Here is a 24377-nt window from a genome sequence, read left to right as displayed (position 1 = left end):
CACAGCCATCCGACCGGCAGTACCACTTCACCCCGAGCACCGAGGAGAGATCCGCCATGTCCGCATCCACCCGCAACCGTCGCCGCACCGCCACCGCCCTGCTCGCCGCCGGAGCCCTGGCCCTGACCCTGGGCGCGTGCAGCAGCAGCGACGGCTCCGGTTCCTCGTCCGCCGCCGCTTCTTCCTCGTCCGCGGCGACGTTCGGCAGCACCGCCCCGGCGGCGATGGCGGACGCCCCGTTCGGCGCTGCCTGCGCCGCGGTGCCCGAGGACGGTGCCGGATCGTTCTCCGGCATGGCGAAGGACCCGGTCGCCACCGCGGCCTCGAACAACCCGCTGCTGTCCACCCTGGTGGCCGCCGTCAAGCAGGCCGGACTGGTCGACACCCTCAACTCCGCGCAGAACATCACCGTCTTCGCGCCCACCAACGACGCCTTCGCCAAGGTCCCCAAGGCCGACCTGGACGCGCTGCTGGCCGACAAGGCCAAGCTCACCAAGGTCCTCACCTACCACGTCACCCCCGAGCGCCTGGCCCCGAACTCGCTGGCCGGCACCCACCGGACCCTGGAGGGCAGCAACCTCACCGTCACCGGCTCCCAGCCCGACTTCACCGTCAACGGCAACTCCAAGGTGCTGTGCGGCAACGTCCAGACCGCCAATGCCACCGTCTACATCGTCGACACCGTCCTGATGCCGGCGTCCTGACCGCCCGTCACGCCGAGGGCCCCGGCCGGGACAGGCCGGGGCCCTCGTGCCGTCCACGGGGCACGGTTCGGGCCCGTGGACGGCGGTCGGCCGATGGGGCGCGGGAGGCGCCGGACGTCGGGTTCACGGGCGAGGGACTCGGCGGCCCGGTGGGGATGTTGGCACCCCGAGTGCAACAACTACGGCCGGTCGTGCATCTATTAGGGGGAAGAAAGCTCGGAAGGGCCGGGCGACGGGGGTGCGATGTGATACGCGGACAGGCCGGGAGCGTCGAGGTGGCGGCGGACGGGTCCGAGGGCACGGCGCCCCGGCCGCCGGCGGAGGACGGGGGGCGGGCCGCCGCGCGGCGGGCGGCGAAGCGGGGACGCGGGCGGCGGGGACTGAAGATCGCCGCCTGGAGCGTGGCCGGGCTGGTGGTGGTGACCGTCGGGACGGGCGGGTACCTGTACGTCCGGTACAACGGGAACATCAAGTCCGCGCCGCTGTACGCCGGGGAGAGCGGCGACGCCGGGCACGAGGTACCGGACGAGTTCGGGCGCACCCCGATCAACGTGCTGGTGATCGGCTCGGACGGGCGCGACAACCCGGAGGACTGCGAGATCGGCGGCAGCGACTGCGGCACCGGCGCCAACGCCGACGTCCAACTGCTGCTGCACGTCTCGGCGGACCGCTCCAACGCCACCGTGATGAGCATCCCGCGCGACCTGATGACCAACCTGCCGGGCTGCGTGGACAAGGAGCACAAGACCTCGTCTAAGGCGGGCCGCGGGCAGATCAACTCCACGCTGCAGTACGGCCCCGGCTGCACGGTGGCCGCCGTGCACCAGCTCACCGACATACCGATCGACCACTTCATCAAGGTCGACTTCGTCGGCGTGATCAAGATGTCGGACGCGGTGGGCGGCGTGCCGGTGTGCGTCAGCGACGACGTGTACGACCCGTACTCGCACCTCAAGCTGGCCAAGGGCTCGCACACCCTGAAGGGCATGGCGGCGCTGCAGTTCGTCCGCACCCGGCACGGCTTCGGGGACGGCGGCGACCTCGGGCGGGCGGGCGCGCAGCACGCGTTCCTCGGGTCGATGATCCGTCAGCTGAAGAGCGCCGGGACGCTCACCGACCCGGGCAAGGTGCTGTCGCTGGCCGACGCCGCCACCAAGGCGCTCACCGTCGACCCCGGCCTGGACGGGATCACCAAGCTGGTCGGCCTGGCCGACGACCTGAACAAGGTGCCGCCGTCCCGGGTCACCTTCACCACCATGCAGACCGAGGCCGACCCGAAGGACGAGAACCGGCTGGTGGCCGGCCCGGACGCGAAGAAGCTGTTCACGACGATCAAGAACGACCAGTCGCTCAGCGCCGACCCGAACGGCGCGGCCACCGCACCGTCCTCGCCGCCGCCCGCCCCGCCCTCCTCCAGCGCACCGGCCGCGCCGCCCGCGGACGCGACGCCGCGCCGGAACATCGCCGTGGTGGTGCGCAACGGAAGCGGCGCGGCGCACCGCGCCACCGCGCTGGCCGACGCGCTCAAGTCGGCCGGCTTCTCCCGCGAGACCTCCACGGGCAAGGACACCACCGCCGACCGCACCGCGATCCGCCACCCGGCCGGGAAGGCGGCCGAGGCCAAGCAGGTGGCCGCCGCGCTCGGCGTGCCGGAGAGCGCCGTCGAGGCCGGCACCGGCAGTGCGATCGAGCTGGTGATCGGCGCCGACTGGACGCAGGGCACCAGCTACCCCGCCGGTGCGAACGGCGCCCCGACCGCCCCCGCGGACCCGGCCGCCGCGCTCAAGGGCGCCGACGCCGTCACCGCCGACAACGAGAGCAACTGCACCCAGGTCAGCCACGAGAAGACCGTGAGCCTGCCCGGCCTGGGCAGCATGACGCCGGTGCAGGCGTTCGCCCGCAGCAAGGACGTACCGGTCTCGGCGCCCTGACGCGCTGTCAAGACCGCGTCCGGCGGCGCCGGTGGGAGCGCCGCCGCCGGGGCGGTGGGAGCTGCTCCCGCCCCGGGCGACCTGCGGAAAGGGCGGGAGCGGGGAGCGGGATAGGAGTCCGATAGCCGGGCCGGTTCGGGGCGATAGGGGCAGCCGGGAGAGTTGAGCTCACAAGAGGCGAACCTCCGCCGAATCGTGAGGACTCGGATGATGATCGATTACCAGAACCGTACGGCGTCGAGGGGGACGACGTCGCCCCTGGCGGCTGAACTCTCCAGTGTGGTCAAGCGGTTCACCAACGCCAAGGGCGAGGTGTTCACCGCCGTCAACGGACTGGATCTGCGGATTCGGCGGGGCGAGGTGGTGGCGTTCCTCGGGCCGAACGGCGCGGGCAAGACCACCTCGATCGACATGCTGCTGGGGCTGACCCGGCCGGACGAGGGCGAGGTGCGGCTGTTCGGGGTGAGCCCCGAGCAGGCGGTGCGGGCCGGGCGGGTGGCGGCGGTGCTGCAGTCCGGCGGCCTGCTGCCGGACCTGACGGTCGAGGCGACGGTGCACATGCTGGCCTCGCTGCACCCGGGGGCCGACCCCGAGCGGTGCATGGCGCGGGCGAACATCACCGAGCTGCGGGCCCGCCGGGTGGCGGCCTGCTCGGGCGGTGAGCAGCAGCGGCTGCGGTTCGCGCTGGCGCTGCTGTCCCGGCCGGACTTCCTGGTGCTGGACGAGCCGACGGCCGGCATGGACGTGGTGGCCCGGCGGGACTTCTGGGCGGCCGTCCGGGAGGACGCGGCGCGCGGCATGACGGTCATGTTCGCCACCCACTACATGGAGGAGGCGGACCAGTTCGCCGACCGGGTCGTGATGATCAACAAGGGCGCGGTGGTGGCCGACGGCTCGGCCTCCTCGATCCGCGCCGCGACCAGCGGCCGGACCGTCTCCGCGGTGCTCAGCCCGTACGAGACGGGCGTGGTGTCCCGGACGCCGGGGGTGCGCTCCACCGCCGTCCGCGGCGACCGCACCTTCTTCACCTGCACCGACTCGGACGCGCTGCTGCGGGTGCTGGTCGGTGAGACGCAGGCGCGGGACATCGAGGTGGCGCCGCGCAGCCTGGAGGAGGCCTTCATGGCCATCACCGAGAACGCCGGCCGCGCCGAGAGCGTCGCCAACGCCCGTAAGGAGAACGTCTGATGGCCGCCGTCACGGCGCCCGCCGCCGCCCGCACCTCGGTCTTCAACGGGGTGAACCCGACCTTCGTCCGTTACGAGCTGCGCCGCCGGTTCAACCGGCAGACCACGATCTTCACCGTGCTGCTGCCCGCGGTGCTGTACCTGGCGCTGTTCCGCACCGCCCCGTCGGGCGGGGCGAACCTGCCGCACGGCAACTTCGCCGCCTGGATGATGATCGGTCAGGCGGTGTACGGCGCGGCCACAGCGGCCGTCAGCTCGGCCGCCACCATCTCGGTGGAGAAGTCCGTCGGCTGGATGCGGACCATCGCGATGAGCCCGCTCACCCCGCCCGGCTACCTGCTGGTCAAGGTGCTCTGCTCGGTGCTGATGGCCGGCGTGCCGGTCGCCATCGTGGGAGCGCTGGGTGCGCTGACGGGTGCTCACGCCGACGCGAACGTCTGGGTGGTCTCGCTGCTGGTGGCCTGGATCGGCGCCGCGGTGTTCGCCGCTCTCGGCATCGGCATGGGCCTGGCGATGAAGCCCGACGTGGTGATGCACATGCCGGGCCTGACCATGACCGCGCTCGCCTTCCTGGGCAACCTGTTCATCCCGCTCAGCGGCGTGATGCTGGAGGTCTCCCGCTACACCCCGATGTACGGGGTGGCGACGCTGGCCCGGTACCCGCTGAACGACGGCTTCTCGTTCCACGGGGAGCACTCCAGCGTGATCGGCGCGGTGTTCAACCTGCTGGCCTGGTTCGCCGGCTTCTCGTTCCTGGCGATCCGCCGCTTCCGCAAGTCCACCGGCCGCCCGTAACCGGCCGCACCGAACGCCCGCGGCGGGGCGGTCCCCCGCCCGGGCGCCGGCTCCACTCGAAAGGAGGTTCGAACTGATGTTCGCATTCATTGCGCCGGGCCAGGGCTCCCAGACCCCGGGCATGCTGGCCGCCTGGCTGCGCGACCCGGCCACCGCCGAGCGGGTGCGGGCCTGGTCCGAGGCCGCCGACCTCGACCTGGTCCACCTCGGAACCAAGGCCCCGGCCGCCGAGATCGCCCGCACCGAACACACCCAGCCGCTGCTGGTGGCCGCCGGACTGCTCGCCCACCACGCCCTGGCCGACGCCGTCCGGCCGGGCGGCGCGGTGGCGGCCGGCCACTCGGTCGGCGAGCTCACCGCCGCGGTCTACGCCGGCGTGCTGGAGCCCGCCGACGCGGTGCGGCTCGCCGCGGTCCGCGGCCGGGCGATGGCCGCGGCCTGCGCCGAGGCCCCGACTTCGATGGCCGCCGTGGTCGGCGGCGATCAGGACGAAGTCCTCGACCGGATCGCCGAGTGGGGGCTGACCCCGGCGACCTTCAACGGACCCGGCCAGATCGTCGCGGCCGGCCTCGCCGACGCCCTGGAGCAGCTGGCCGCCGCCCCGCCCGCCGGGGCCACCGTCAAGCCGCTCAGCGTGGCCGGCGCCTTCCACACCCCGTACATGGAGTCGGCCCGGAAGGCCTTCGAGGCCGCCGCCGAGGCGGTGCCGTTCGCCGCGCCGACGCAGCCGCTGCTGTCCAACGCGGACGGCGCGGCCGTCGACGACCCGGCCGAGATCCGCCGCCGGCTGGTGCGGCAGGTGGTCAGCCCGGTCCGCTGGGACCTGTGCCAGGACCGGCTGGGCGAGCTGGCACCCGGGCTGACCGTCTCGCTGCCGCCCGCCAAGACGCTCGCCAACCTGCTCAAGCGCCGGCACCCCGCGCTCGACGTGCTGTCCGTCAACACCGCCCGGGACGTCGCCCGGGCCCGGGAGCGGCTCGCCGCGCGCGAGGGAGTGGCCGTCCATGCCGGTGTCTGACCTGCTCGACCACCCGCTCGTCGGGCGGGCCGACCACCCCGCCGTGATCGACGCCGAAGGAACCCTGACCTACCGTCAGCTCGGCGCCGCCGTGGACCGCGCCGTCGGCTGGCTGCGCGGCCAGGGCCTCACCGCCGGCGATCGGGTGGTGTACTCCGGCGGCAACGACCGCTCGTTCCTGGCCCTGTTCTGGGCCACCCTGCGGATCGGGGCGATCTTCGTCCCCGTCCACCCCGACCTGACGGACCACCAGATCGACCACATCGTGGCCGACTCCGAGGCCGCCCTGGCCGTCTGCCGACCCGCGGCCGGCCGCCGCGCCGCCCGCACCGTCGGCGTCGAGGAGGCCTGGCGGCAGGTCCTCGCCAGCGCCGAGGACGGCCACCGCGCCGACCTCGACGAGGACGAGGTGGCGATGCTGATCTACACCTCCGGCACCACCGGCCGCCCGAAGGGCGTGGTCTGCCCGCACCGCCAGATGCTCGCCGCGCTGGACGCCATCCACGCCTGCCTCGGCTACCGCGAGGACGACGTGGTGCTGTGCCGGCTGCCGCTCTCCTTCGACTACGGCCTCTACCAGGCCCTGATGTCCGCCCTGGTCGGCGGCACCCTGGTGCTGGCCCGCCGCAGCGAGGACGTCGGGCTGCTCCGGCTGATCGAGCGCACCGGCGTCACCGTCGTGCCGCTGGTGCCCTCGCTGGCCCAGATGCTGACGCTGCTGCAGGGCAAGCTGCACCGGCCCACCCGGGTCCGGCTGTTCACCAACACCGGCGCCCGCCCCGGCCGCGCCGTGACGGCGGAGCTGCTGGAGGTCTTCCCCGGCTCCGAGTTCGCCTCGATGTACGGCATGACCGAGTGCAAGCGGATCTCCATCCTCGACCCGGCCGAGTACGCCGAGCACCCCGACTCGGTCGGCCCGCCGATCCCCGGCGACCGGGTCCGGATCCTCGCCGCCGACGGCACCGAGCTCGGCCCGCGGGAGACCGGCGAGATCGTGGTCGCCGGCCCGACCGTGATGGCCGGCTACTGGCGGATCCCGCTGGAGGAGCAGAACCGTTTCGTCCGCTGCCCCGACGGCTCGCTGGAGCTGCACACCGGTGACCGCGGCTGGCTCGACGAGGCCGGACGGCTGTACTTCGTCGGCCGCGACGACGACGTGATCAAGCGCCGCGGCATGCGGGTCGCCCTCACCGAGATCGAGGACGCCGCCGAACGCCTCCCCGGCGTCACCGCCGCCGTCGCGCTCCGCCCCGAACCCGAGGACGGCCCGCTGCTGCTGGCCGTGCACGGCACCCTCCCGCCGGAGCAGGTCCGGGCCGCCCTGGCCGGCCGGCTCGACCACAGCCGGATGCCCGACCGGGTCGTCCCGCTGGACACCGTCCCGCTGACCGCCAACGGCAAGCCCGACCGGGCCGCCGCCAAGCGCCTGGTCGACGCCGCCGCGGCGGCCGCCACGCCGGCGGACCACCACCGAAGCAACCGGACCACCACCGCATCCCCGAGGAGCAGCCATGAACCAGTCGCAGTTTGACCAGCTCGTCGAGCGGATCTGCTCCGTGCAGGTCACCGACTCCGAGACCCCGCTCGTCGACCTGGGCGTCGACTCGCTGCACACCATCGCCCTGGTGATGGCCGTCGAGGAGGAGTTCGGCATCGAGGTCGACCCCGACGCCCTCGCCGACCCGGCGCTGGCCTCCCCGGCCGGACTGTTCCGCTACGTGCAGGCCTGGGCCGCCGACGCCGCCCCGGCCCGAGTCTGAGGGAACGCCAGCCATGTGGACCGACACCAGACCCGCGGCCGAACTGCCCCGGCTGTTCGAGAAGGGCGGGGACGTCATATCCCTGGCGGGCGGACTGCCCGACCTGGACGTCCTCCCGCTGGGCGACATCTCCCAGCAACTCGCCCGGCTCGTCCGGCTCGGCGGAAAGCTCGCCCTGCAGTACACCACCCCGCACGTCGCCAAGGCCCTCGTCCCCGCCGTCGCCGACCTGATGGCCCGTGAGGACGGCCACGCCGACGCCGGCAACCTGATCCCCACCAGCGGCTCCCAGATGGGCCTCACCGCCGTCGCCCTGGCCCTCGGCACCCCCGGCGACACCATCCTGGTGCAGACCCCCGCCTACCCCGGCGCCACCGCCGCGTTCCGCACCGCCGGCCTCGACCTGCACGCCGTCGGCGAGGACGCCGACGGCCTCTGCCCGCAGCAACTGCGCACCACCGTCCGCGCGTTGCGGGCCGCCGGCCGCACCGTCCGACTGCTGTACGTCAACCCGACCTTCCAGAACCCGACCGGCGCCACCCTCTCCGTCCCGCGCCGCGCCGAGATCCTCACCGCCTGCCGCGAACTCGACCTGCTGCTGATCGAGGACAACCCGTACGGCCTGCTCGGCTTCGACGGCACCACCACCACGCTGTTCCAGGCCCTCGACCCGCAGCAGGTGGTCTACCTCGGCACCTTCTCCAAGATCTTCGCCCCCGGCCTGCGCTCCGGCTGGATCGCCGCCCCCGAACACCTGCGGTACGACCTCGCCCGGGTCGCCGAGATCATCTCGCTGTCGCCGTCCGCCCTCGCCCAGGGCGCCCTCGCCGCCTACTACTCCCGCTCCGGCTGGACCGGGCTGATCGACCGCTACCGGGACAGCTACCGCGAACGCTGCACCCTGATGGCCGACGCGCTGGACGCCGAACTCGGCGCCGACAGCCCCTGGACCTGGCAGCGCCCCGGCGGCGGCTTCTACCTCTGGCTGCGCCACCGCGACGGCGCCGACGCCACCCGCTACGCGCAGGCCGCCGCCGCCCACGGCGTGTCCTTCGTCCCCGGCGGCCACTTCTCGATCGACGGCGAGCACAACGACGGCCTGCGGCTGTGCTTCAGCAACGTGCCCCGCACGAAGATCACCGAAGCCGTCGCCCGGCTCGCCGCCGCACTGACCGAAACCCCGGACACCGCACGCGAGTCGGCGGAGGTGTCGGGATGACCGCCGCCGCCGTCGAGGCCGCCTGCGCCGTGGACTGGGCGGACTTCGGCCCGCTCCACCCGCTGGCCGGCTCCGACTGGCAGGTGTGGGGCGTCGGACTGCTCCGCAACGCCGGCTTCCCGGTCTCCGGCCTCGACCTGATCGGCGGCACCCGCGCCCCGGCCGCCGCCGCCCGGCTCGCCGCCGGCGACGGCACCGACGAGGACTTCGCCCTCGCCTACCGGGCCGACGTGGACGCCGAGGCCGCCCGGCTCGCCGCCCTCGCCACCGACCCCAAGCTCCGCCTCGCGATCGCCTGGCAGAACCGCACCGTCTTCCGCGTCCTCGACTCGCTCGCCGCCCCCGGCGGCAAGGAGACCAAGCGCCGCCAGCGCGAACGCACCCTCGCCATGTACTGGCTGCGCTACTGCGCCAAGGCCGAGACCATCGGCTTCTTCGGCCCCGGCGCCTGGATCGGCGTCGGCCGCACCCAGCAGGCCATCGGCATCGACCACGGCCCCGCCCTGGTCGCCGCCGCCCGCACCTCGCTGGAACGCTGGACGGTCGCCGCGATCGCCGACTGGATGGCCGAACAGCCCGGCGCCCGCTGGTGGTTCCCGCCGATGCTCCGCCCCGACGTCCACCTGGACGGCGAACAGCTGGTGCTCGCCAACCGCAAGACCGTCCGCCTCCGCCCCGAGGACGGTCAGGTGCTGCGGCTGGCCGACGGCGACCGCAACGCCGAGCAGATCGCCGACCTGCTGGTCGCCGACCACGGCTGGGACGCCGCGAGCGCCCGGGCCGACGTCGACAAGGTGCTCAACCGCCTGCTGCGGCAGCGGGTGCTCGGCTGGGACGCCAACATCCCGGTCGACGTCCGCGCCGAAGAGGTGCTGCGCCGCCGCGTCGACGCCATCGGCGACCCCGAACTGTTCGTCCGCTACGACGCGGTGCTCGCCGAACTCGCCCGCCACAAGGACGGGATCGACCGCGCGGAGACCGCCGAGCAGCTGGTCGCGGCACTGGACGCGCTGGACGCCTACTTCGTGGAGACGACCGGCCAGGCCGCCTCCCGCGAGGAGGGCAAGGCGTACGCCGGCCGCACCCTGCTCTACCAGGACACCCTGCGGGACTGCCGGATGGAGCTCGGCCGGGACTTCCTGGACGGCATCGCCCGCCCGCTCGCCCTGGTCGCCGACGCCGCCGACTGGTTCGGCAACCGGCTCGCCGAACTGGTCGAGGCCGAGGTCGTCGCCCTGGTCCGCAAGGCGGCCGCACGGCTGCGCCCCGGCACCGCCGTCACCCTGGCCGACGTCTGGCCGCAGACCCTGGCGCTGTTCTGGGGCGAGCACAACCACCCCGTCCAGCAGGCCGTCCGCGAGCTGGCGCTGAAATGGCGTCAGGTCATCGGCGAGGTGCCGGACGGCGCCACCCGGGTCGACCTGAGCGTCGACCGGATCGCCGACGCGGCGAAGCAGGTGTTCGCCACCGGACCGGTGCGCTCCCCGCACCTCGCGGTGCACAGCCCCGACCTGCAGGTGGTGGCCCGCTCGGCGGACGACGTCAACGCCGGCCGGCACCAGGTGGTGCTGGGCGAGCTGCACGCCTGCCTGGCCACCCTCGACCTGCCGTTCCTGGACTGGACCGCCGACAGCGGCACGCTCCGCGACAAGGTCAACCGGGCGATCGGCGGCGAACGGCTGGTGCCGCTGCTGCCGGTCGGCTGGAAGCGCAACAGCGGCCGCATGGTGCCCGCCCCGATCGGCGCCGGCGACCGGCTGATCGGCTTCACCCGCGCCCCGTTCGACCAGCGGGAGCGGATCGAGCCCGCCGTCGCCATCACCCTCACCGAGACCGACGGCACGCTCACCGCGACCACCTCCGACGGCCGCACCCGGACCCTCTCCGAACTGCTCGCGGTGCTGATCTCGATCATCGCCTGCGACGCGTTCAAGATCGGCCTGGACCGCCCGCACGCCCCCCGGGTCACCCTCGACGACCTGGTGCTGTTCCGGGAGACCTGGCGGCTGCCCGCCGCCGGCGTGGCCCTCGCGCCCAAGGCCGACCGGCACCGCGACTACCTGGCGGTGCGCCGCTGGGTCACCGGCAACGCCCTGCCCGACCGGGCCTTCGTCAAGTTCCCCGAGGAGACGAAGCCGTCCCTGGTCGACTTCACCAGCCCCACGCTGGTGCTCTCCTTCGCCAACCTCGTCCGCCGGGCGGTGCAGTCGGACCCCGACGCCAGGGTGACCGTCAGCGAACCGCTGCCGGCCCCCGAGGAGTCCTGGCTGCCCGACGCCGACGGCGAGCACTACGTCAGTGAGCTTCGGCTCCAGATCAGCCGAGAGGTGCCGGAATGACCGTGCTCGTCCCCGACGGCGCCGAGGTGCGGGCCCGCCCGCACCGTCCGTCGGACCCCGACATCGTCGCCACGATCGGCGGCACGCCGCTGGTGGCGCTGGACCGACTCTTCCCGCCCGCCCGCTTCCAGGTGTACGCCAAGTGCGAGCGGTTCAACCCCGGCGGCTCCATCAAGGACCGCGCCGCCAAGTCGATGGTCGAACAGGCCATCGCCACCGGCCGGATCGTCCCCGGGGTGTCCACCGTGGTGGAGTCCTCCTCCGGGAACCTGGGCATCGCGCTCGCCCAGCTGTGCAACTTCTACCGGCTCGGCCTGGTCATCGTGGTCGACCCGCGCACCACCCCGCAGAACCTCGCCATCATGCGGGCCTACGGCGCCCGGGTGGAGGTGGTCGAGCACCGCGACCCCGCCACCGGCGAGTTCCTGCCCGCCCGGATCGCCCGGGTCAAGCACCTGCTGGAGACCGTCCCCGACGCCTGGTGGCCCAACCAGTACGCCAACGAGGACAACTCGCGCGCCCACCGCGCCACCATGCGGGAGATCGTCGAGGCCCTCCCCGAGCCCCCCGACTACCTGTTCCTGGCCGCCGGCACCACCGGCACGCTGCGCGGCTGCGCCGAGTTCATCCACGACCAGGCCCTGCCCACCCGGGTGGTCGCCGTGGACGCCGTCGGCAGCGTGATCTTCGGCCCGCCGGAGCCCTGGGAGGCCTCGCACAAGCGCACCATCCCCGGCCACGGCGCGGCGGTCGTCCCGGCCCTGCTGCGCCCGGGCCTCGCGGACCGGGTGGTCAAGGTGACCGACTCGGAGTGCATCCGCGGCTGCCGCCGCCTGCTGGCCGAGGAGTCGATCCTGGCCGGCGGCTCGTCCGGCGCGGTGATCGCCGCGCTGACCCAGTCCGCGTCCTGGATCGAACCCGGCACCACCTGCGTCGCCGTGCTCCCGGACGGCGGAGACCGCTACCTCGACACCATCTACGACGACCAGTGGGTGGAGTCCTACCTCCGGCAGTACCTGCCGCAGACCGACCAAGAAAGGACCCAGTCATGAGGATCCTCGGCCGGGAGGACGTCCGGTCCGCGCTCGCGGACCTCGACTCCACCGTCGTCGACCTGGTCCGCAACGCCTACGTGCTGCACAGCCAGGGCAAGTCCGACCTCCCGTTCTCCACCTTCCTGCGCCCGCTGCACCGCTCCGACTCGCGGATCATCGCGCTGCCCGCCTACCTCGGCGGACCGGCCCCGGTGATGGGCCTGAAGTGGATCTCGTCGTTCCCGGAGAACGTCAACCGGGGCTTGCAGCGCGCCAGTTGCCTGTGCATCCTGAACGACCTGGAGTCCGGCTACCCGCTCGCCCTGATGGAGGGCAGCCAGATCTCCGCGGTCCGCACCGCGGCCGGCGCGGCGCTCGCCTCCGGGCTGCTGAACGCCGGGCGCGAGGTCCGCACGGTCGGCCTGGTCGGCTGCGGCACCATCAACAACCAGGTGGTGCACTTCCTCACCCAGGTGCACCAGGGCCTGCGGACGGTGCTGCTGCAGGACGCCTTCCCGGAGCGGGCCAGGGTGTTCGCCGCGGAGCTCGCCGCCGAGTACCCGGACGTCGAGTTCCGGGCGGTGACGCTGGGTCAGGCGCTGGCCGCCGACACGGTGTCGATCGCCACCACCGACTCCTCGTACTGGCTGGACCTCGCGGACCACCCGAACCGCCCCGACGGGCAGGTGATCCTGCACCTGTCGCTGCGCGACCTGTCGGTGGCCTCGGTGCTGGGCGCGGTCAACGTGGTCGACGACGCCGACCACGCGATCCGCGAGCAGACCTCGCTGCACAAGGCCGAGCAGCAGGCCGGGCACCGCCGCTTCGTCACCGCCGAGATCGGCGCGCTGCTCGACGGCACCGCCGAACTGCCCGACGCCCGCACCGTGGTGTTCTCCCCGTTCGGACTCGGCGTGCTGGACCTCGCGGTCGCCGAGGCGGTGCTGAACCACGCCGAGAAGCGCGGCCTGGGCACCGAGGTCGACGGCTTCGACCCGGGCAGCCACAAGGTCACCTCCAACCTCGCCGGGAGCGCGGCATGAGCCAGCTGTTCACCGAAGGCACCAGGGCCGTCGTCACCGGGGCGTCCCGGGGCATCGGCGCGGCGATCGCGCTGCACCTGGCCGAGCACGGCTGCGACGTCGCGCTCAACTACCGCTCCAGCGCCGGCAAGGCCGAGCAGCTGGCGGAGAAGATCGAGGGCCTCGGCCGCCGGGCGCTGCTGGTGCAGGCCGACGTCTCCGACGAGGCGCAGGTCGCCGCGATGTACAAGGAGATCCGCACCGCCTGGGGCGGTGTGGACGTCGCGGTCCTCAACTCGGGCATCACCGCCGACGGCCACTTCGCGGCGATGAGCGCCGCCAAGTGGCAGGAGGTGATCTCCACCAACCTGACCGGCGCGTTCCTGACGGCCCGTGAGGCCACCAAGCAGATGTACGCGAGCGGCGGGTCGATCGTCTTCATCGCCTCCACCTCGGGCATCGCCGGCCGGGTCGGCCAGGCCAACTACGCCGCCTCCAAGGGCGGGGTGATCGCGATGGCGAAGACCCTGGCCTACGAGGGCGCGCCCAAGGGGATCCGGGTCAACGTGGTGGCGCCGGGCTTCATCGACACCGACATGGTGAAGAAGGTGCCCCGCGCCCAGCTGAAGGAGGCCGCGGCGGCGATCCCGCTGGGCCGGATGGGCACCCCGGAGGAGGTCGCGCAGGCGGCGGTCTTCCTGGCCAGCCCGGCGGCCTCGTACATCACCGCCAAGGTGCTCACCGTCGACGGCGGGATGCTCTACAGCTGACCGCCCCGCAATCGAACTGACGTTCCATCAACTCCCAACGGAAAGGCACACCATGTCCACCGCCACCTTCGAGGACGTCCGGACCCAGGCCGAGCAGCGCCTGGAGAAGAACCTCAAGATCAAGTCGATGATCATCGACCGCCTGGGCCTGGACGCCGAGGCCGAGATCGTCTCCGACAACCAGCCGCTGTTCGGCCGCGGCCTGGAGATGGACTCGCTGGACACCCTGGAGATCGTCGTCATGATCAACAACGAGTACGACGTGCTGATCAGCGACGACGACTTCGAGGCCTTCGGCTCCATCAACGCCCTGGTCGACTTCATCGAAGCCCGCGAGGTCTGACCATGACCACCGCGATCGCCCCCGCCCGGGCCGCCGCCAAGGAGAAGCCGAAGACCTTCGCCTACTCCTCCGACGACATCAAGCGGATGCTGCCGCACCGCTGGCCGATGCTGATGATCGACCGCGCCTACGACGTGGTCCCCGGCGTCTCCGGACGCGGCGTCAAGAGCGTCTCGGTGAACGAGCCGTTCTTCGCCGGCCACTACCCCGACCACTCGATCATGCCGGGCGTGATGATCGTCGAGGCGATGGCCCAGCTGGTCGCCGTCGTCTACGTCGCCGAACTGCTGGAGGCCCCGGCGCCCGCCGCCGGGGACGAGCCCGCCGACCCGTCGGCCAGCGTCGGCTACCTCGGCTCGATCAGCTCGATGAAGTTCTCCCGGCTGGTCGTCCCCGGCGACCAGCTCACCCTGGAGGCCAAGCTCGGCCAGAAGCTCGGCGGCCTGCGCTCCGTCTCGGTCCGCGCCTCCGTCGGCACCGAACTCGCCGCCGCCGGCTCGCTGATCGTCACCACCGAACGCAAGGGCTGAGCCGCCCCCGTCCCCACGACCAGAGCAGACAAGGAGGTGTGGAATGTCCATCACGATCCGCCCGTACCAGGAGGGCGACGCGCATGACATCGCCGAGCTCTACAACCGTCACCGCGACAACCCCAACCCGGTGGCGGGCGGAATCACCGGCGACGAGCTCGAACGCGAACTCGCCGAACGCGACACCGCGACGTTCCTGATCGCCGTCGACGACGGCCGGGTGGTGGGCACCTTCGGGCTGTTCCACAGCACCGGACGGCGCTCCGCCCGGGCCGGCGAACTGATCGCCGACATGTTCTTCGTCGCCCCGGCCTACCGCAACGGCGTCATCACCGGACGGCTGTTCACCGAAGCCGTCGAATGGATGATGCGCTGCGGCTGCCTGGTGCTCCGACTGACCGTCAACCCGGCCAACACCGTGGCCTTCAAGCTCTACCGGCGGGTCGGCTGCGTCTCCGTCGGCGAGACCGTCCCCGGCGAGGACGGCAACGTCGAGCTGCACAACTACATCCCGCTGATCCTGCGCAGCGTCTTCCACGACCTCGACCCCGAGGCGCTGGCGGCGCTCGGACAGCTCAGCAGCTTCGGCAACGTCGCCGGCGGCCGGGACGACGAACTCCGGTCCGACGTACGGGTGGTGGACGGAATCCGGACCGTCGCCTACGCTCTGGCCCTCGGCGAGTTCAAGCTCACCGCCACCGTCGACGTGGACCGCGGCCTGATGCTCGACGCGGCGCTCACCACCCCCGACGGCGCCACCCGGCCGCTGCGGATCGCCGAACCGCCCTACGAGGTCCGGATCCAGGCGCCGGTCGAGCCGCACCGCTTCGGCGACAGCGGCCTCACCGCCGAACTGGACGCCGCCCAAGGCACCCTCACCGTGCACGCCGAGGGCCACCACGGACCGGTGTTCGTCTCCACCTGGCCCAGCGCCGAGGCCGACCGCTCGGCCGGCTGGCGCGAAGGCCAGGCCCGCGACCTGGAGATCCACCCCGTCGAACACGGCGTCCAGGTCCGCGAGACCACCGGCGGCAACCGGGTCACCGGCACCCTCACGCTCCACCGGGGCGTGCTGGAACAGCAGTTCACGTACACCACCCGGCCCGGCCGGATCTTCCAGACCGTCGGACTCCGCCAGGGCGACTTCACCCTGACCGGACCCGACACGACCACCGTCCGGCACCTGATCGGCACCGGCATCGGCGTCCGCGACACCTCCGAGGTGGTCGCCGCCGCGCAGACCGCCCCCGCCGGCTCCACCCTCGCCTGGACCGACGGCACCACCCGGATCACCCTCCCGGCCGGCCGGCCGGTCCGGCTGATCCACACCACCCTGGTCGAACGCCACCTGGAGCCCGACGCCGACGGCACCGCCCGCCTGCGCACCGAACTCCGCACCGGCGCCGGGCAGGAGAGCGCCACCGCAGTCCCCGCCACGCCCGAACCCGCCACCGGCGAACGGAAGCTGACCGTCAAGGCGAACGCCGGCGGGATCACCTCCTGGACCGAGAACGGCACGAAGGTGCTGCGCAGCCCCGCCCCCCGCACCCGCGCCTTCGGCTGCAACCCGCGCTGGAGCGCAGGCGCCTGGGTCACCCGGGAGCACCACCGGCACTCGCTCGCCACCGGCCTCGGCTGGGGCGTCCCGACCGCCCGCGAGTGGGAGCAGAAGCACCCGCTCGGCCTGGCCGCCCCGCAGGAGCGGATCAGCTGGGAGGTCACCGCCCCCGAGCAGGCCGCCGAGCCGGTCCGGATCGACGTCCACGCCCCGGGCGCGGACGAGGAGACGGTGCTCTGGCTCACCCCCGACACCCCGGCCGGCACCCCCGTGGTGCTGCACTCCGCCGGAACGCGCCGCGAGCTCGACTCCGCCGCCTTCCGGCAGGTCTGGGCGTCCACCGCAGCGGTCCGCCTCGGCAGCGACCACTGGCTGCACCTCGCGCCCGCCGACCCCGGCGCGCCCGGCGCGCCCGAGATCGTCCTGCGCACCACCTCCTCCGGACTGCTGATCGGCTGCGCGACCGCCGCCGGCGAGGCCGCCTGGCAGCTGTCCGTCCACCCCGCACCCGCGATCTGACACCCCAACAGCACCCTCGAAAGGACCACCGAAGCCATGACCACCACCGTTGCCGTGCGCACCGCGCAGGACGACTACACCACCGTCCGCACCGCCGTCGGCGTCTACCCGATCACCGCCCCGCTGGTCCGGATCTCCGGCGGCGACCGCTACGAGTTCCTCGACCTGTTCCTGGCCAAGTCCAGCGAGTACGTCGAGCCGGACACCGTCCGCGAGGCGCTGGCGCTGAACCAGGACGGCTCGCCGTTCGCGATCCTGCTGCACTTCGAGATCGGCGACGACTCCTGGCTGCTGCCCCGCACCCCGGTCTCCGCCGACGCCCTGACCGACTACCTGGAGGCGCTGGAGGCGCCGGCCGACGTCACCGTCGAGATCGCCCCCGAGGGCTGGGGCGCCACCGCCTTCGAAGGCCCGCAGGCCTGGGCCGCGGCGGCCGCGTTCGTCGAGTTCGACATCTCCGGCCTGACCCTGCACGGCGTCACCGAGGCCGTCGTCCCCGGGGCGGACGCCGCGCTCGCCCACCTCGCCCGGGTCGGCACCACCGGCGAGTACGGCTACCTGCTGCTGTCCAACGACCCCGAGGCCGGCCACCGCGCCGCCGTCGAGGCGGTCCTCGCCCAGGACGGCGCCGAGGTCGGCCCCGAGGGCCTGGCCCGGGTCCAGGCCGAGGCCGGCATGGCCGTCTACGCCGCGGGCTTCGCCGGCCTGCCGGTGCACGAGGCCGACCTGGCCTGGATGGTCGACTGGAACCGGATCGGCGAGTTCCTCGGCTCGGAGGAACTGGTCAAGCCCACCGCCGGGACCGCCCGCATCACCGCCCTCGCCGCCCCCGTCGGCGCCGCCTTCACCGCCGGCACCCCCGTCACCGCCGGCGGGCAGCAGGTCGGCACCGTGATCTGGCAGGCCCCGTCCGCCAACGCCGACGAGGAACTGGTCGTCGCCCTGCTCGACGCCCCGTTCTGGGTCCCCGGCCTGGAGCTCTCCGCCGACAACGAGAACGGCGCCGCCACCCCGGTGCGCACCGTCACCCAGCCCCGCGTCATCGCCCGCTCGCTGACCACCCGGATCCACTGATGACCAAGACGACCGAACGCATCGCCCTCACCGGCCTGGGCCTGATCACCGGCGCCGGCGACGACGTCGAGAAGAGCTGGGCCGCCATCTCCCAGGGCGTCTCCGGCATCCGGACCAACACCCTCTTCGACACCACCGAACTGCTCACCGACTGGGCGGGCATGGTCACCGCCGAGCAGCCCGCCGACCTGGACCGCTGCTACGCCCTGGCCGCCACCGCGATCCGCGAGGCACTGCGCAACTCCGGCCTCGACCTGGACACCGTGGACCGCGACCGGGTCGCCGTGGTGGTCGGCTCCAGCCTCGGCGCGATGCCCACCCTGGAGACCGTGCACAGCGGCCTGGTCAAGGACGGCGTGCTCGACGCCGTCCAGGCCGCCGGCTCCCAACTCCCGTGCGTGGGCGACTACATCGCCGCCGAGTTCGACCTGCGCGGCCCCCGCGTGGTGCTGTCCAACGCCTGCGCGGCCAGCGCCGTCGCCCTCGGCTACGCCGCCGAACTGCTCTGGAAGGGCGAGGTCGACTACGTCATCTGCGGCGGCGTCGACCCGCTGGCCCAGCTCTCCGCGTACGGCTTCTCCGCCCTCGGCGCGCTCGACCCCGAGCCGTGCGCGCCGATGTCCGCCTCCACCGGGCTCACCCTCGGCGAGGGCGCCGGCTTCATGGTGCTGGAGTCCGCCGAGCGGGCCGCCGAACGCGGCGCCGCACCGCTCGCCGAACTCGGCGGCTACGGCCTCTCCTGCGACGGCTACCACCAGACCGCCCCCGACCCCAGCGGCAAGGGCGCGGCCGCCGCGATGGCCCAGGCCCTGCAGACCGCCGGACTCGCGCCGGAGGACGTCGACTACGTCAACCTGCACGGCACCGGCACCCCCGCCAACGACGTGTCCGAGCCCAAGGCCGTGAAGCTGCTGTTCGGCGCCGAGGTGCCGCCCGCCAGCTCCACCAAGTCGATGCTCGGCCACACCCTGGGCGCGGCCGGCGCGGTCGAGGCCATCGTCTCCACCATGGCGATCGACCGGGGCGTCATCCCGCCGACCGTCAGCACCCGCGGCGTCGACTCACCGTTCGGGCTCGACATCGTCCCGAACACCGGCCGGCCCGCCCCGCTCGAAGTGGTCGCCTCCAACTCCTTCGCGTTCGGCGGCAACAACGCCACCGTCGTCCTCAACAAGCCCGGCCGGCCCGCCCGTTCGGCCCGCCACACGCAGCCCGTGCACCACGTGGTGGTCACCGGCGTGGCCGGCCTGGCCGGCTCGGCCGGCTCCACCGCCGAGCTGACCGCCGCCCTCGCCGAAGGACGGGTCGGCTTCGACACCCTGGAGCAGGTCGCCGGCCTCGGCGAGCGCCCGATCGGCCGGATCGACGTCAAGGCCGTCGCCAAGCGCCTCAACCCCAGCAAGGCCCGCCGGATGGACCCGCTGGGCGTGCTCGCCGCCGGCGCCGTCGGCGACCTGTACGAGCGGTACGGCAAGCCGTCCCGCGCCGAGGCCGAGGGCACCGGCATCGTGTTCGCCACCGGCTACGGCCCGGTCACCTCGGTGCTGGACTTCCACCGCGGCGTCCTCACCAAGGGCATCACCGGCGCCAACCCGGCGACCTTCGCCAACACCGTGGTCAACGCCGCCGCGGGGCACGTCGCGATGCTGCACCGCTACCGCGGCTACACCGCCACCATCGCCAACGGTGGCACCTCGTCCGTCCTCGCCCTCCAACTGGCCGCCCGGGTGATCGCCCGCGGCATGGCCGACCGGATCATGGTCGTGGTCGCCGACGAGTTCCCCGAGCAGGCCCTGGCCACCCAGGCCCGGCTGCCCGGATACGCGAAGACCGCGCACGTCGTCCCCGGCGGCGGCACCGGCACCGTGCTCTCCGAGGGCGCGGCCGCCATCCTGCTGGAGTCCGAGGCCTCCGCCGCCGCCCGCGGCGCGAACGTCCTCGCGGACGTGCGGGGCTTCGGCGCCTCCGGCGAACCGGCCGGCATCGGACGGATCGGCCGAGACGGCGAGGCCTGGGCCCGCGCCCTGCGCGCCGCCCTCGCCGAGGCCGACTCCGCACCCGGGCAGATCGACACCGTGGTCTCCGCCGCCTCCGGCTACCGCCTGGTCGACGTCGCCCAGTCCCGGGCCCTGGCCCTGGCCGGCCTCGCCGACCGCCCCACGGCCACCCCCAAGGCGCTGATCGGCGAGACCTACGGCTCGGCCGGCGCCCTCGGCCTGGTCGCCGCCCTGGCCGGCGACGCCCCCGCCGGACGCCTGCTGCTGTCCAGCTTCGCCTACGGCGGCTCCTACGCTGCCGCGGTGCTCGACGCGAGGCCGTGATGGGCGCCGTACGAGAGGCCCTGCGGGCAGCGGGGAGCTGGCTGGACGGCGGCACGCCGACCGACCCGCTGCCCTGGGCCCGCCAGTTGGGCCCGGTGCTCGCCGCGGCGGGACGGGCCGGCGAAGGACCGGCCGCCACCGCGGCGGGAATCCGGCCGGCCCGCACCGCCCCGCGGGCCGGCGGGGACTGGCTGGAGGAGCAGCGCCCGGAGACCGACCTGGTCGAACTCCGCGCCACCGGCGGCGCGGCCCCCGCGACGGCGGCCGCGCCCTCCCGGACGCCGGAGCCGGTGCCCGGCGGGGCCCCGGACTCCGGCCGGGTGCCGGGCGGCGGCCCGGCACCCACCCCGACGCCCCGTCAGCCCGTGCTGGCCGCATTTGGTCTGACGGTCCGGAGGGCGACGGCGCAGGCGCTGTCCCGCCCCGCGCAGCCCGGCCGCCCGTCCCCCGCCCGCCCCGCGCCGCTCACCACCGCGGCCCGGCGCGGGAACCCGGACGAGGAGGCGGCCATCGACTGCCTCGTCACCCGGCACCCGCACCTGCCGCGCGACCGGATGGGCCACCGGCTGAACGACGCCGGCCGGTGGCTGATCACCGAGGCCGTGGCGAGCCTGCACGGGGTCCGGCCGAGCCCTCGCGAGCTTGCCCGCGACGAGCACCGCCGGTGGAGCCTGCCGGACCTCGGCCTGACCGCCTCGGTCGCGCACTGCGCCGAGTACTCGACCGTGGCGCTGGTGTCCGGCCAGACCGTCGGCGTGGACCTCCAGGACCACCGGGACCGCCCGTACGCGATGCAGTGGCTGGGCGCGCTGCTCGGCCGCCCGGACGGCGAGCCCGCCACCATGCGGGACTTCGCCGAGTGCGAGGCGCTGATCAAGGCCTCGCACCTGCGCAAGGAGACCTTCGCCGGCGTCCGGCTGCCGGACTGGCGGCCGGGCTGGCGCCCCACCAACACCGGCCACCTGGTGCGCTCCGCCGACCTCGGCCACGGCCTGCACCTGGCCCTGGCCACCGACGCCCCCGCCGCCGTCCGCTGGTGGTGGCAGCCGGAGCCGTCCGCCCCCGCCGTCCGCACCGAGGCGGTCACCGTGGAGGCCGCCGCGTGAACGCCACGGCCGACGCGGACGCCGGGGGAGCGGTCGCGGCCCGCGCCTGCTCGCGGTGGGACTGCTCGACCGAAGCCGCCGGCCCGCAGCCCGGCGCCGGTTCGGCCCCGGCACCGGCCGGAGCCGGCCCCGCCCGGCGCGAGGCGGCCGCCGGCGCCTGTTCGCGGTGGGACTGCCTGCCCGTACCCGCCACCCCGACCGAGGACCTCGCCGCCCCGACCCTGGAGCCCGTCGCATGACCCCGACCGCCACCGCCGCCCCCGCCCCGGCCCGTGCCTACACCCGGCGGATCTCGCAGATCGAGCGCGGCTACCTGAACGCCAACGCCACCGGCACCCCGCAGCTGATCCAGATGGTGATCGAGGGCGAGGGGCGCATCGACCCGGACCGGCTCGCCGACGCCGTGCGGCGGTCCACCGCCGCCAACCCCGGTCTCGCGGTCCGCCGCAAGGGCCCCAACTGGCGGGCCGGGGAGACCCTGCCGCCGATCACCGCGCTGCCCGCCGACGCCGGCTTCGACCACCCGTTCTTCCACCGCGACCTGGACGTGGTCGCCGGACCGGTCTGCGAACTCGGTCTCGCCGACGGGCCGGTGACCCGCCTGGTGGTGCGCGCCAGCCACATCGTCACCGACGGCCGGGGCCTGCGGCACTGGATCGAGGACCTGTTCCGCGCGCTGCGCGGCGAGGACACCGTCGGCGCGGACTCCACCGTCGACGACACCCACTTCCGCACCGCCGCCGCCCCCGTACCGGCCGCCCCCGTCCCGGCCCGGGTGGAAGGGTTCCCGGCGATCCTCGGGCAGGGTCCGGCGGACGGCACCGCGCTGTGGCTGCGCCGCTCCGTCGCGGCGGCCCCGTCCGCCGTCACCGCCCGGATCGGCGCGGCCGTGTCCCGCCTGCTGGCCGGCGACAGCGGCCGGCTGATCATCCCGGTGGACCTGCGCCGCCACGACCGCGAGGTGCGCTCCACCGCCAACCTGACCTCCCAGCTGGTGCTCGACCTGCACCGCGAGGACCGCTGGAACCGGCTGCACAGCCAGCTGCTGGCCGCGATGCTCCGCAAGCGCGAAGTCGCCTCCCTGGAACGGGACTTCCTGCGCAACAACCCGTTCGCGAACTCGCTGCGGGAGGCCCAGGAGCTGGACGGCACCCGCTTCCCGTGCACCGCGATCCTCACCGACCACGGCCGGATCGACACCGAGCTGTACCGCACGCCGGACTTCCGTCCCACCGACTGCTTCACGCTGCCGATGCTCGTCCCGTACGCCGAGATGTTCCTCAGCACCTGCCAGCTCGACGGCCGCACCGAACTCACCCTCTCCTGCCGCAACCGGCCCGACGCCCGCCCGGCCGCCGAGGCCGTCCTGGACGAGGTCGAACGCGCCCTGCTCGCGGCCGAGTGACCCGGCCGACCCCTCCTCCCGCCGATGAAGGACCTGCGAAGATGCCCACCAAGCAGCCCGCCCGCAGCACGGTGAACGCGGCCAAGGGCAAGACCCGCCGCAAGCCGGGCCCGGCCCGCAAGCCCGCCGCGAAGCCCGCCACCGCCACCGCCACCGCCGCGAAGCCCGCCGCCACCGCCGCGAAGAAGCCCGCCACCCCGAGGACGGCCGCCGCCTCCCGGCCGGCCGCCGAGCCCGCGCCCGAGGAGGCCGGCACCGCCGTCGCCGTCGCGGAGCCCGGGACGGCCCCCGCCGCCGAACCGCCGGCCGGGCCGCCCCCCGGCCAGGGCGACGCCCCGTCGAAGACCGCGCTGATCACGATGGCCGTCGCCATCGCCGGCGGCTTCATCGCGCTGCTGGACACCACCATCGTCAACGTCTCCATGCAGGAGACCACCGCCCGGTTCGGCGGCATCAACCAGGTGCAGTGGGTGGTGACGGCCTACCTGCTGGCGCTGGCCGCGACCATGCCCGCCACCGGCTGGCTGGCCACCCGGTTCGGCACCAAGCGGGTGTTCGCCGCGGCGACCGCCCTGTTCGCCCTCGGCTCGCTGGGCTGCGCCGCCGCCCAGTCGCTGGACCAGCTGATCGCGGCCCGCGGCCTGTCCGGCGCCGCGGCCGGCATCCTGACCCCGGCCTCGACGATCCTGCTGACCCGCGGCGTGCCGCGCGAGCACCTGGCCAAGGTGCAGGGCCTGAACGGCTCGGTGATGCTGATCGGCCCGCTGCTCGGTCCGACCATCGGCGGCCTGCTGGTGGCCTGGGGCGGCTGGTCGGCGGTGTACGTGGTGAACATCCCGTTCTGCGCGCTCCTGCTGTTCGCCGCCGTCCGCCGGGTCCGCAAGGACGCCCCGCCGGCCGGCAGCGCCAAGCCGCTGGACCTGCTGGGCCTGGTCTCCTCGGCGACCGCCACCGTCTCGCTGGTGCTGGCCATCCACGAGTACGCCGAGCAGGGAGCGAAGGCGACCGCGGCGCTGCTGGTGCCGCTCGGCCTGGCGGTGGTCGGCGCGGCGGTGTTCGTGCGGCGCGAGCTGACGGCGAAGCACCCGCTGCTCGACCTGCGGCTGTTCCGCATCCCGGTGTACGCGACCGCCGTGGTGAACATCTTCTGCCTGGGCTTCGTCCTGTACTCGCCGATGATGCTGATCCCGCTGTACTTCGAGGACGCCCGCGGCGAGTCCGCGGTGGCCACCGGCCTGCTGATGTCCACCGGCGGCCTGGGCGTGGTGACCGCCGCCTGGCTGTCCCGGGTGCTGCTGCGGAAGATCGGCGGCGGTGCGACCGTGCTGATCGGCATCTGCCTGACGATGGTCGCCACCGTGCCGATGACCGGCCTGACCGGCACCACCGCCTACCCGCTGATCTGCGGCAGCCTGGTGATCCGCGGCCTGGGCACCGGCCTGACCATCGTGCCGACCATGACCCGGGCGTTCCAGTCGATCCGTCAGGAGTCCATCCCGGACGCCTCCTCCCAGCTCAACCTGACCCAGCGGATCGGCGGCGCGCTGGCCATCGCGGTGGTCACCGTGGTGCTCACCGACTCCGCCCGCAGCCACCACGGCATGGTGCCGGCGGCGTTCGCGCACTCCTTCGGCTGGCTGCTCGGGGTCTACGGGCTGACCCTGCTGCCCGCCCTGGCGCTGCTCCTGGCGGACCGCCGGGAGAAGCGCCGGCAGGCGGCCTGACGGAACGTCGGCGGACGC

General features: G+C 73.9%; 21 protein-coding genes. All 21 read left to right on the top strand.

The annotated features are described in order from the left end of the window. The first annotated feature begins 56 nt into the window (after nucleotides 1–56). Nucleotides 57–704: a fasciclin domain-containing protein gene (locus ACFV1L_RS17800; protein WP_380366856.1), complete on the top strand. Its 648-nt coding sequence runs from the start codon at nucleotides 57–59 to the stop codon at nucleotides 702–704. Between the two features lie 401 nt (nucleotides 705–1105). Continuing rightward, the gene (locus ACFV1L_RS17795; RefSeq protein ID WP_380366854.1) at nucleotides 1106–2635 is read left to right on the top strand and encodes an LCP family protein; all 1530 of its coding nucleotides are present in this window, start codon (nucleotides 1106–1108) and stop codon (nucleotides 2633–2635) included. 210 nt (nucleotides 2636–2845) lie between these two features. Beyond that, nucleotides 2846–3823: an ABC transporter ATP-binding protein gene (locus ACFV1L_RS17790; RefSeq protein ID WP_380366852.1), complete on the top strand. Its 978-nt coding sequence runs from the start codon at nucleotides 2846–2848 to the stop codon at nucleotides 3821–3823. Next, nucleotides 3823–4617: an ABC transporter permease gene (locus tag ACFV1L_RS17785; RefSeq protein ID WP_380366850.1), complete on the top strand. Its 795-nt coding sequence runs from the start codon at nucleotides 3823–3825 to the stop codon at nucleotides 4615–4617. The genes ACFV1L_RS17790 and ACFV1L_RS17785 overlap by 1 nt, the downstream gene beginning before the upstream one ends. Nucleotides 4618–4693: 76 nt before the next feature. After that, nucleotides 4694–5635, top strand: a complete 942-nt coding sequence (locus ACFV1L_RS17780; RefSeq protein WP_380366848.1) for an ACP S-malonyltransferase — start codon at nucleotides 4694–4696, stop codon at nucleotides 5633–5635. Beyond that, nucleotides 5622–7166, top strand: coding sequence for a class I adenylate-forming enzyme family protein (locus ACFV1L_RS17775; protein ID WP_380366846.1), 1545 nt, complete (start codon nucleotides 5622–5624; stop codon nucleotides 7164–7166). Before ACFV1L_RS17780 ends, ACFV1L_RS17775 begins: the two co-directional genes overlap by 14 nt. Then, nucleotides 7147–7395 (top strand): acyl carrier protein, encoded by a 249-nt coding sequence (locus ACFV1L_RS17770; RefSeq protein ID WP_035864761.1) that lies wholly within the window; start codon nucleotides 7147–7149, stop codon nucleotides 7393–7395. The genes ACFV1L_RS17775 and ACFV1L_RS17770 overlap by 20 nt, the downstream gene beginning before the upstream one ends. A 13-nt stretch (nucleotides 7396–7408) precedes the next feature. After that, a complete protein-coding gene (locus ACFV1L_RS17765) occupies nucleotides 7409–8614 on the top strand; it encodes a PLP-dependent aminotransferase family protein (RefSeq protein ID WP_380366844.1) in 1206 nt (401 codons plus the stop codon). Next, nucleotides 8611–10953, top strand: a complete 2343-nt coding sequence (locus tag ACFV1L_RS17760; protein ID WP_380366842.1) for a lantibiotic dehydratase — start codon at nucleotides 8611–8613, stop codon at nucleotides 10951–10953. The genes ACFV1L_RS17765 and ACFV1L_RS17760 overlap by 4 nt, the downstream gene beginning before the upstream one ends. Then, complete coding sequence (sbnA, locus tag ACFV1L_RS17755; RefSeq protein WP_380366840.1) at nucleotides 10950–12005, top strand: 2,3-diaminopropionate biosynthesis protein SbnA; 1056 nt, start codon at nucleotides 10950–10952, stop codon at nucleotides 12003–12005. The genes ACFV1L_RS17760 and sbnA overlap by 4 nt, the downstream gene beginning before the upstream one ends. Beyond that, complete coding sequence (sbnB, locus tag ACFV1L_RS17750; protein ID WP_380366838.1) at nucleotides 12002–13030, top strand: 2,3-diaminopropionate biosynthesis protein SbnB; 1029 nt, start codon at nucleotides 12002–12004, stop codon at nucleotides 13028–13030. Before sbnA ends, sbnB begins: the two co-directional genes overlap by 4 nt. Beyond that, complete coding sequence (fabG, locus tag ACFV1L_RS17745; protein WP_380366837.1) at nucleotides 13027–13779, top strand: 3-oxoacyl-ACP reductase FabG; 753 nt, start codon at nucleotides 13027–13029, stop codon at nucleotides 13777–13779. The genes sbnB and fabG overlap by 4 nt, the downstream gene beginning before the upstream one ends. A gap of 52 nt (nucleotides 13780–13831) precedes the next feature. Continuing rightward, nucleotides 13832–14122: an acyl carrier protein gene (locus ACFV1L_RS17740; protein ID WP_380366835.1), complete on the top strand. Its 291-nt coding sequence runs from the start codon at nucleotides 13832–13834 to the stop codon at nucleotides 14120–14122. Between the two features lie 2 nt (nucleotides 14123–14124). Next, nucleotides 14125–14652: a 3-hydroxyacyl-ACP dehydratase FabZ gene (fabZ, locus tag ACFV1L_RS17735; RefSeq protein WP_380366833.1), complete on the top strand. Its 528-nt coding sequence runs from the start codon at nucleotides 14125–14127 to the stop codon at nucleotides 14650–14652. Between the two features lie 43 nt (nucleotides 14653–14695). Continuing rightward, on the top strand, nucleotides 14696–16729 hold the full coding sequence (locus ACFV1L_RS17730) for a GNAT family N-acetyltransferase (RefSeq protein WP_380366831.1): 2034 nt from the start codon (nucleotides 14696–14698) through the stop codon (nucleotides 16727–16729). Nucleotides 16730–16765: 36 nt separating this feature from the next. Next, the gene (locus ACFV1L_RS17725; RefSeq protein WP_380366829.1) at nucleotides 16766–17803 is read left to right on the top strand and encodes an aminomethyl transferase family protein; all 1038 of its coding nucleotides are present in this window, start codon (nucleotides 16766–16768) and stop codon (nucleotides 17801–17803) included. Then, nucleotides 17803–20124: a beta-ketoacyl synthase N-terminal-like domain-containing protein gene (locus ACFV1L_RS17720; RefSeq protein WP_380366827.1), complete on the top strand. Its 2322-nt coding sequence runs from the start codon at nucleotides 17803–17805 to the stop codon at nucleotides 20122–20124. Before ACFV1L_RS17725 ends, ACFV1L_RS17720 begins: the two co-directional genes overlap by 1 nt. After that, nucleotides 20124–21230: a hypothetical protein gene (locus tag ACFV1L_RS17715; RefSeq protein WP_380366825.1), complete on the top strand. Its 1107-nt coding sequence runs from the start codon at nucleotides 20124–20126 to the stop codon at nucleotides 21228–21230. The genes ACFV1L_RS17720 and ACFV1L_RS17715 overlap by 1 nt, the downstream gene beginning before the upstream one ends. Then, the gene (locus ACFV1L_RS17710; RefSeq protein WP_380366823.1) at nucleotides 21227–21469 is read left to right on the top strand and encodes a hypothetical protein; all 243 of its coding nucleotides are present in this window, start codon (nucleotides 21227–21229) and stop codon (nucleotides 21467–21469) included. The genes ACFV1L_RS17715 and ACFV1L_RS17710 overlap by 4 nt, the downstream gene beginning before the upstream one ends. Then, nucleotides 21466–22635, top strand: coding sequence for a hypothetical protein (locus ACFV1L_RS17705; RefSeq protein WP_380366821.1), 1170 nt, complete (start codon nucleotides 21466–21468; stop codon nucleotides 22633–22635). Before ACFV1L_RS17710 ends, ACFV1L_RS17705 begins: the two co-directional genes overlap by 4 nt. Nucleotides 22636–22676: 41 nt before the next feature. Then, nucleotides 22677–24359, top strand: a complete 1683-nt coding sequence (locus ACFV1L_RS17700; protein ID WP_380366819.1) for a DHA2 family efflux MFS transporter permease subunit — start codon at nucleotides 22677–22679, stop codon at nucleotides 24357–24359. Nucleotides 24360–24377: the final 18 nt, after the last annotated feature.

Source organism: Kitasatospora sp. NPDC059646, from assembly GCF_042734615.1.
Lineage (GTDB): Bacteria > Actinomycetota > Actinomycetes > Streptomycetales > Streptomycetaceae > Kitasatospora.
This window is presented reverse-complemented; position numbering and strand designations above follow the sequence as displayed.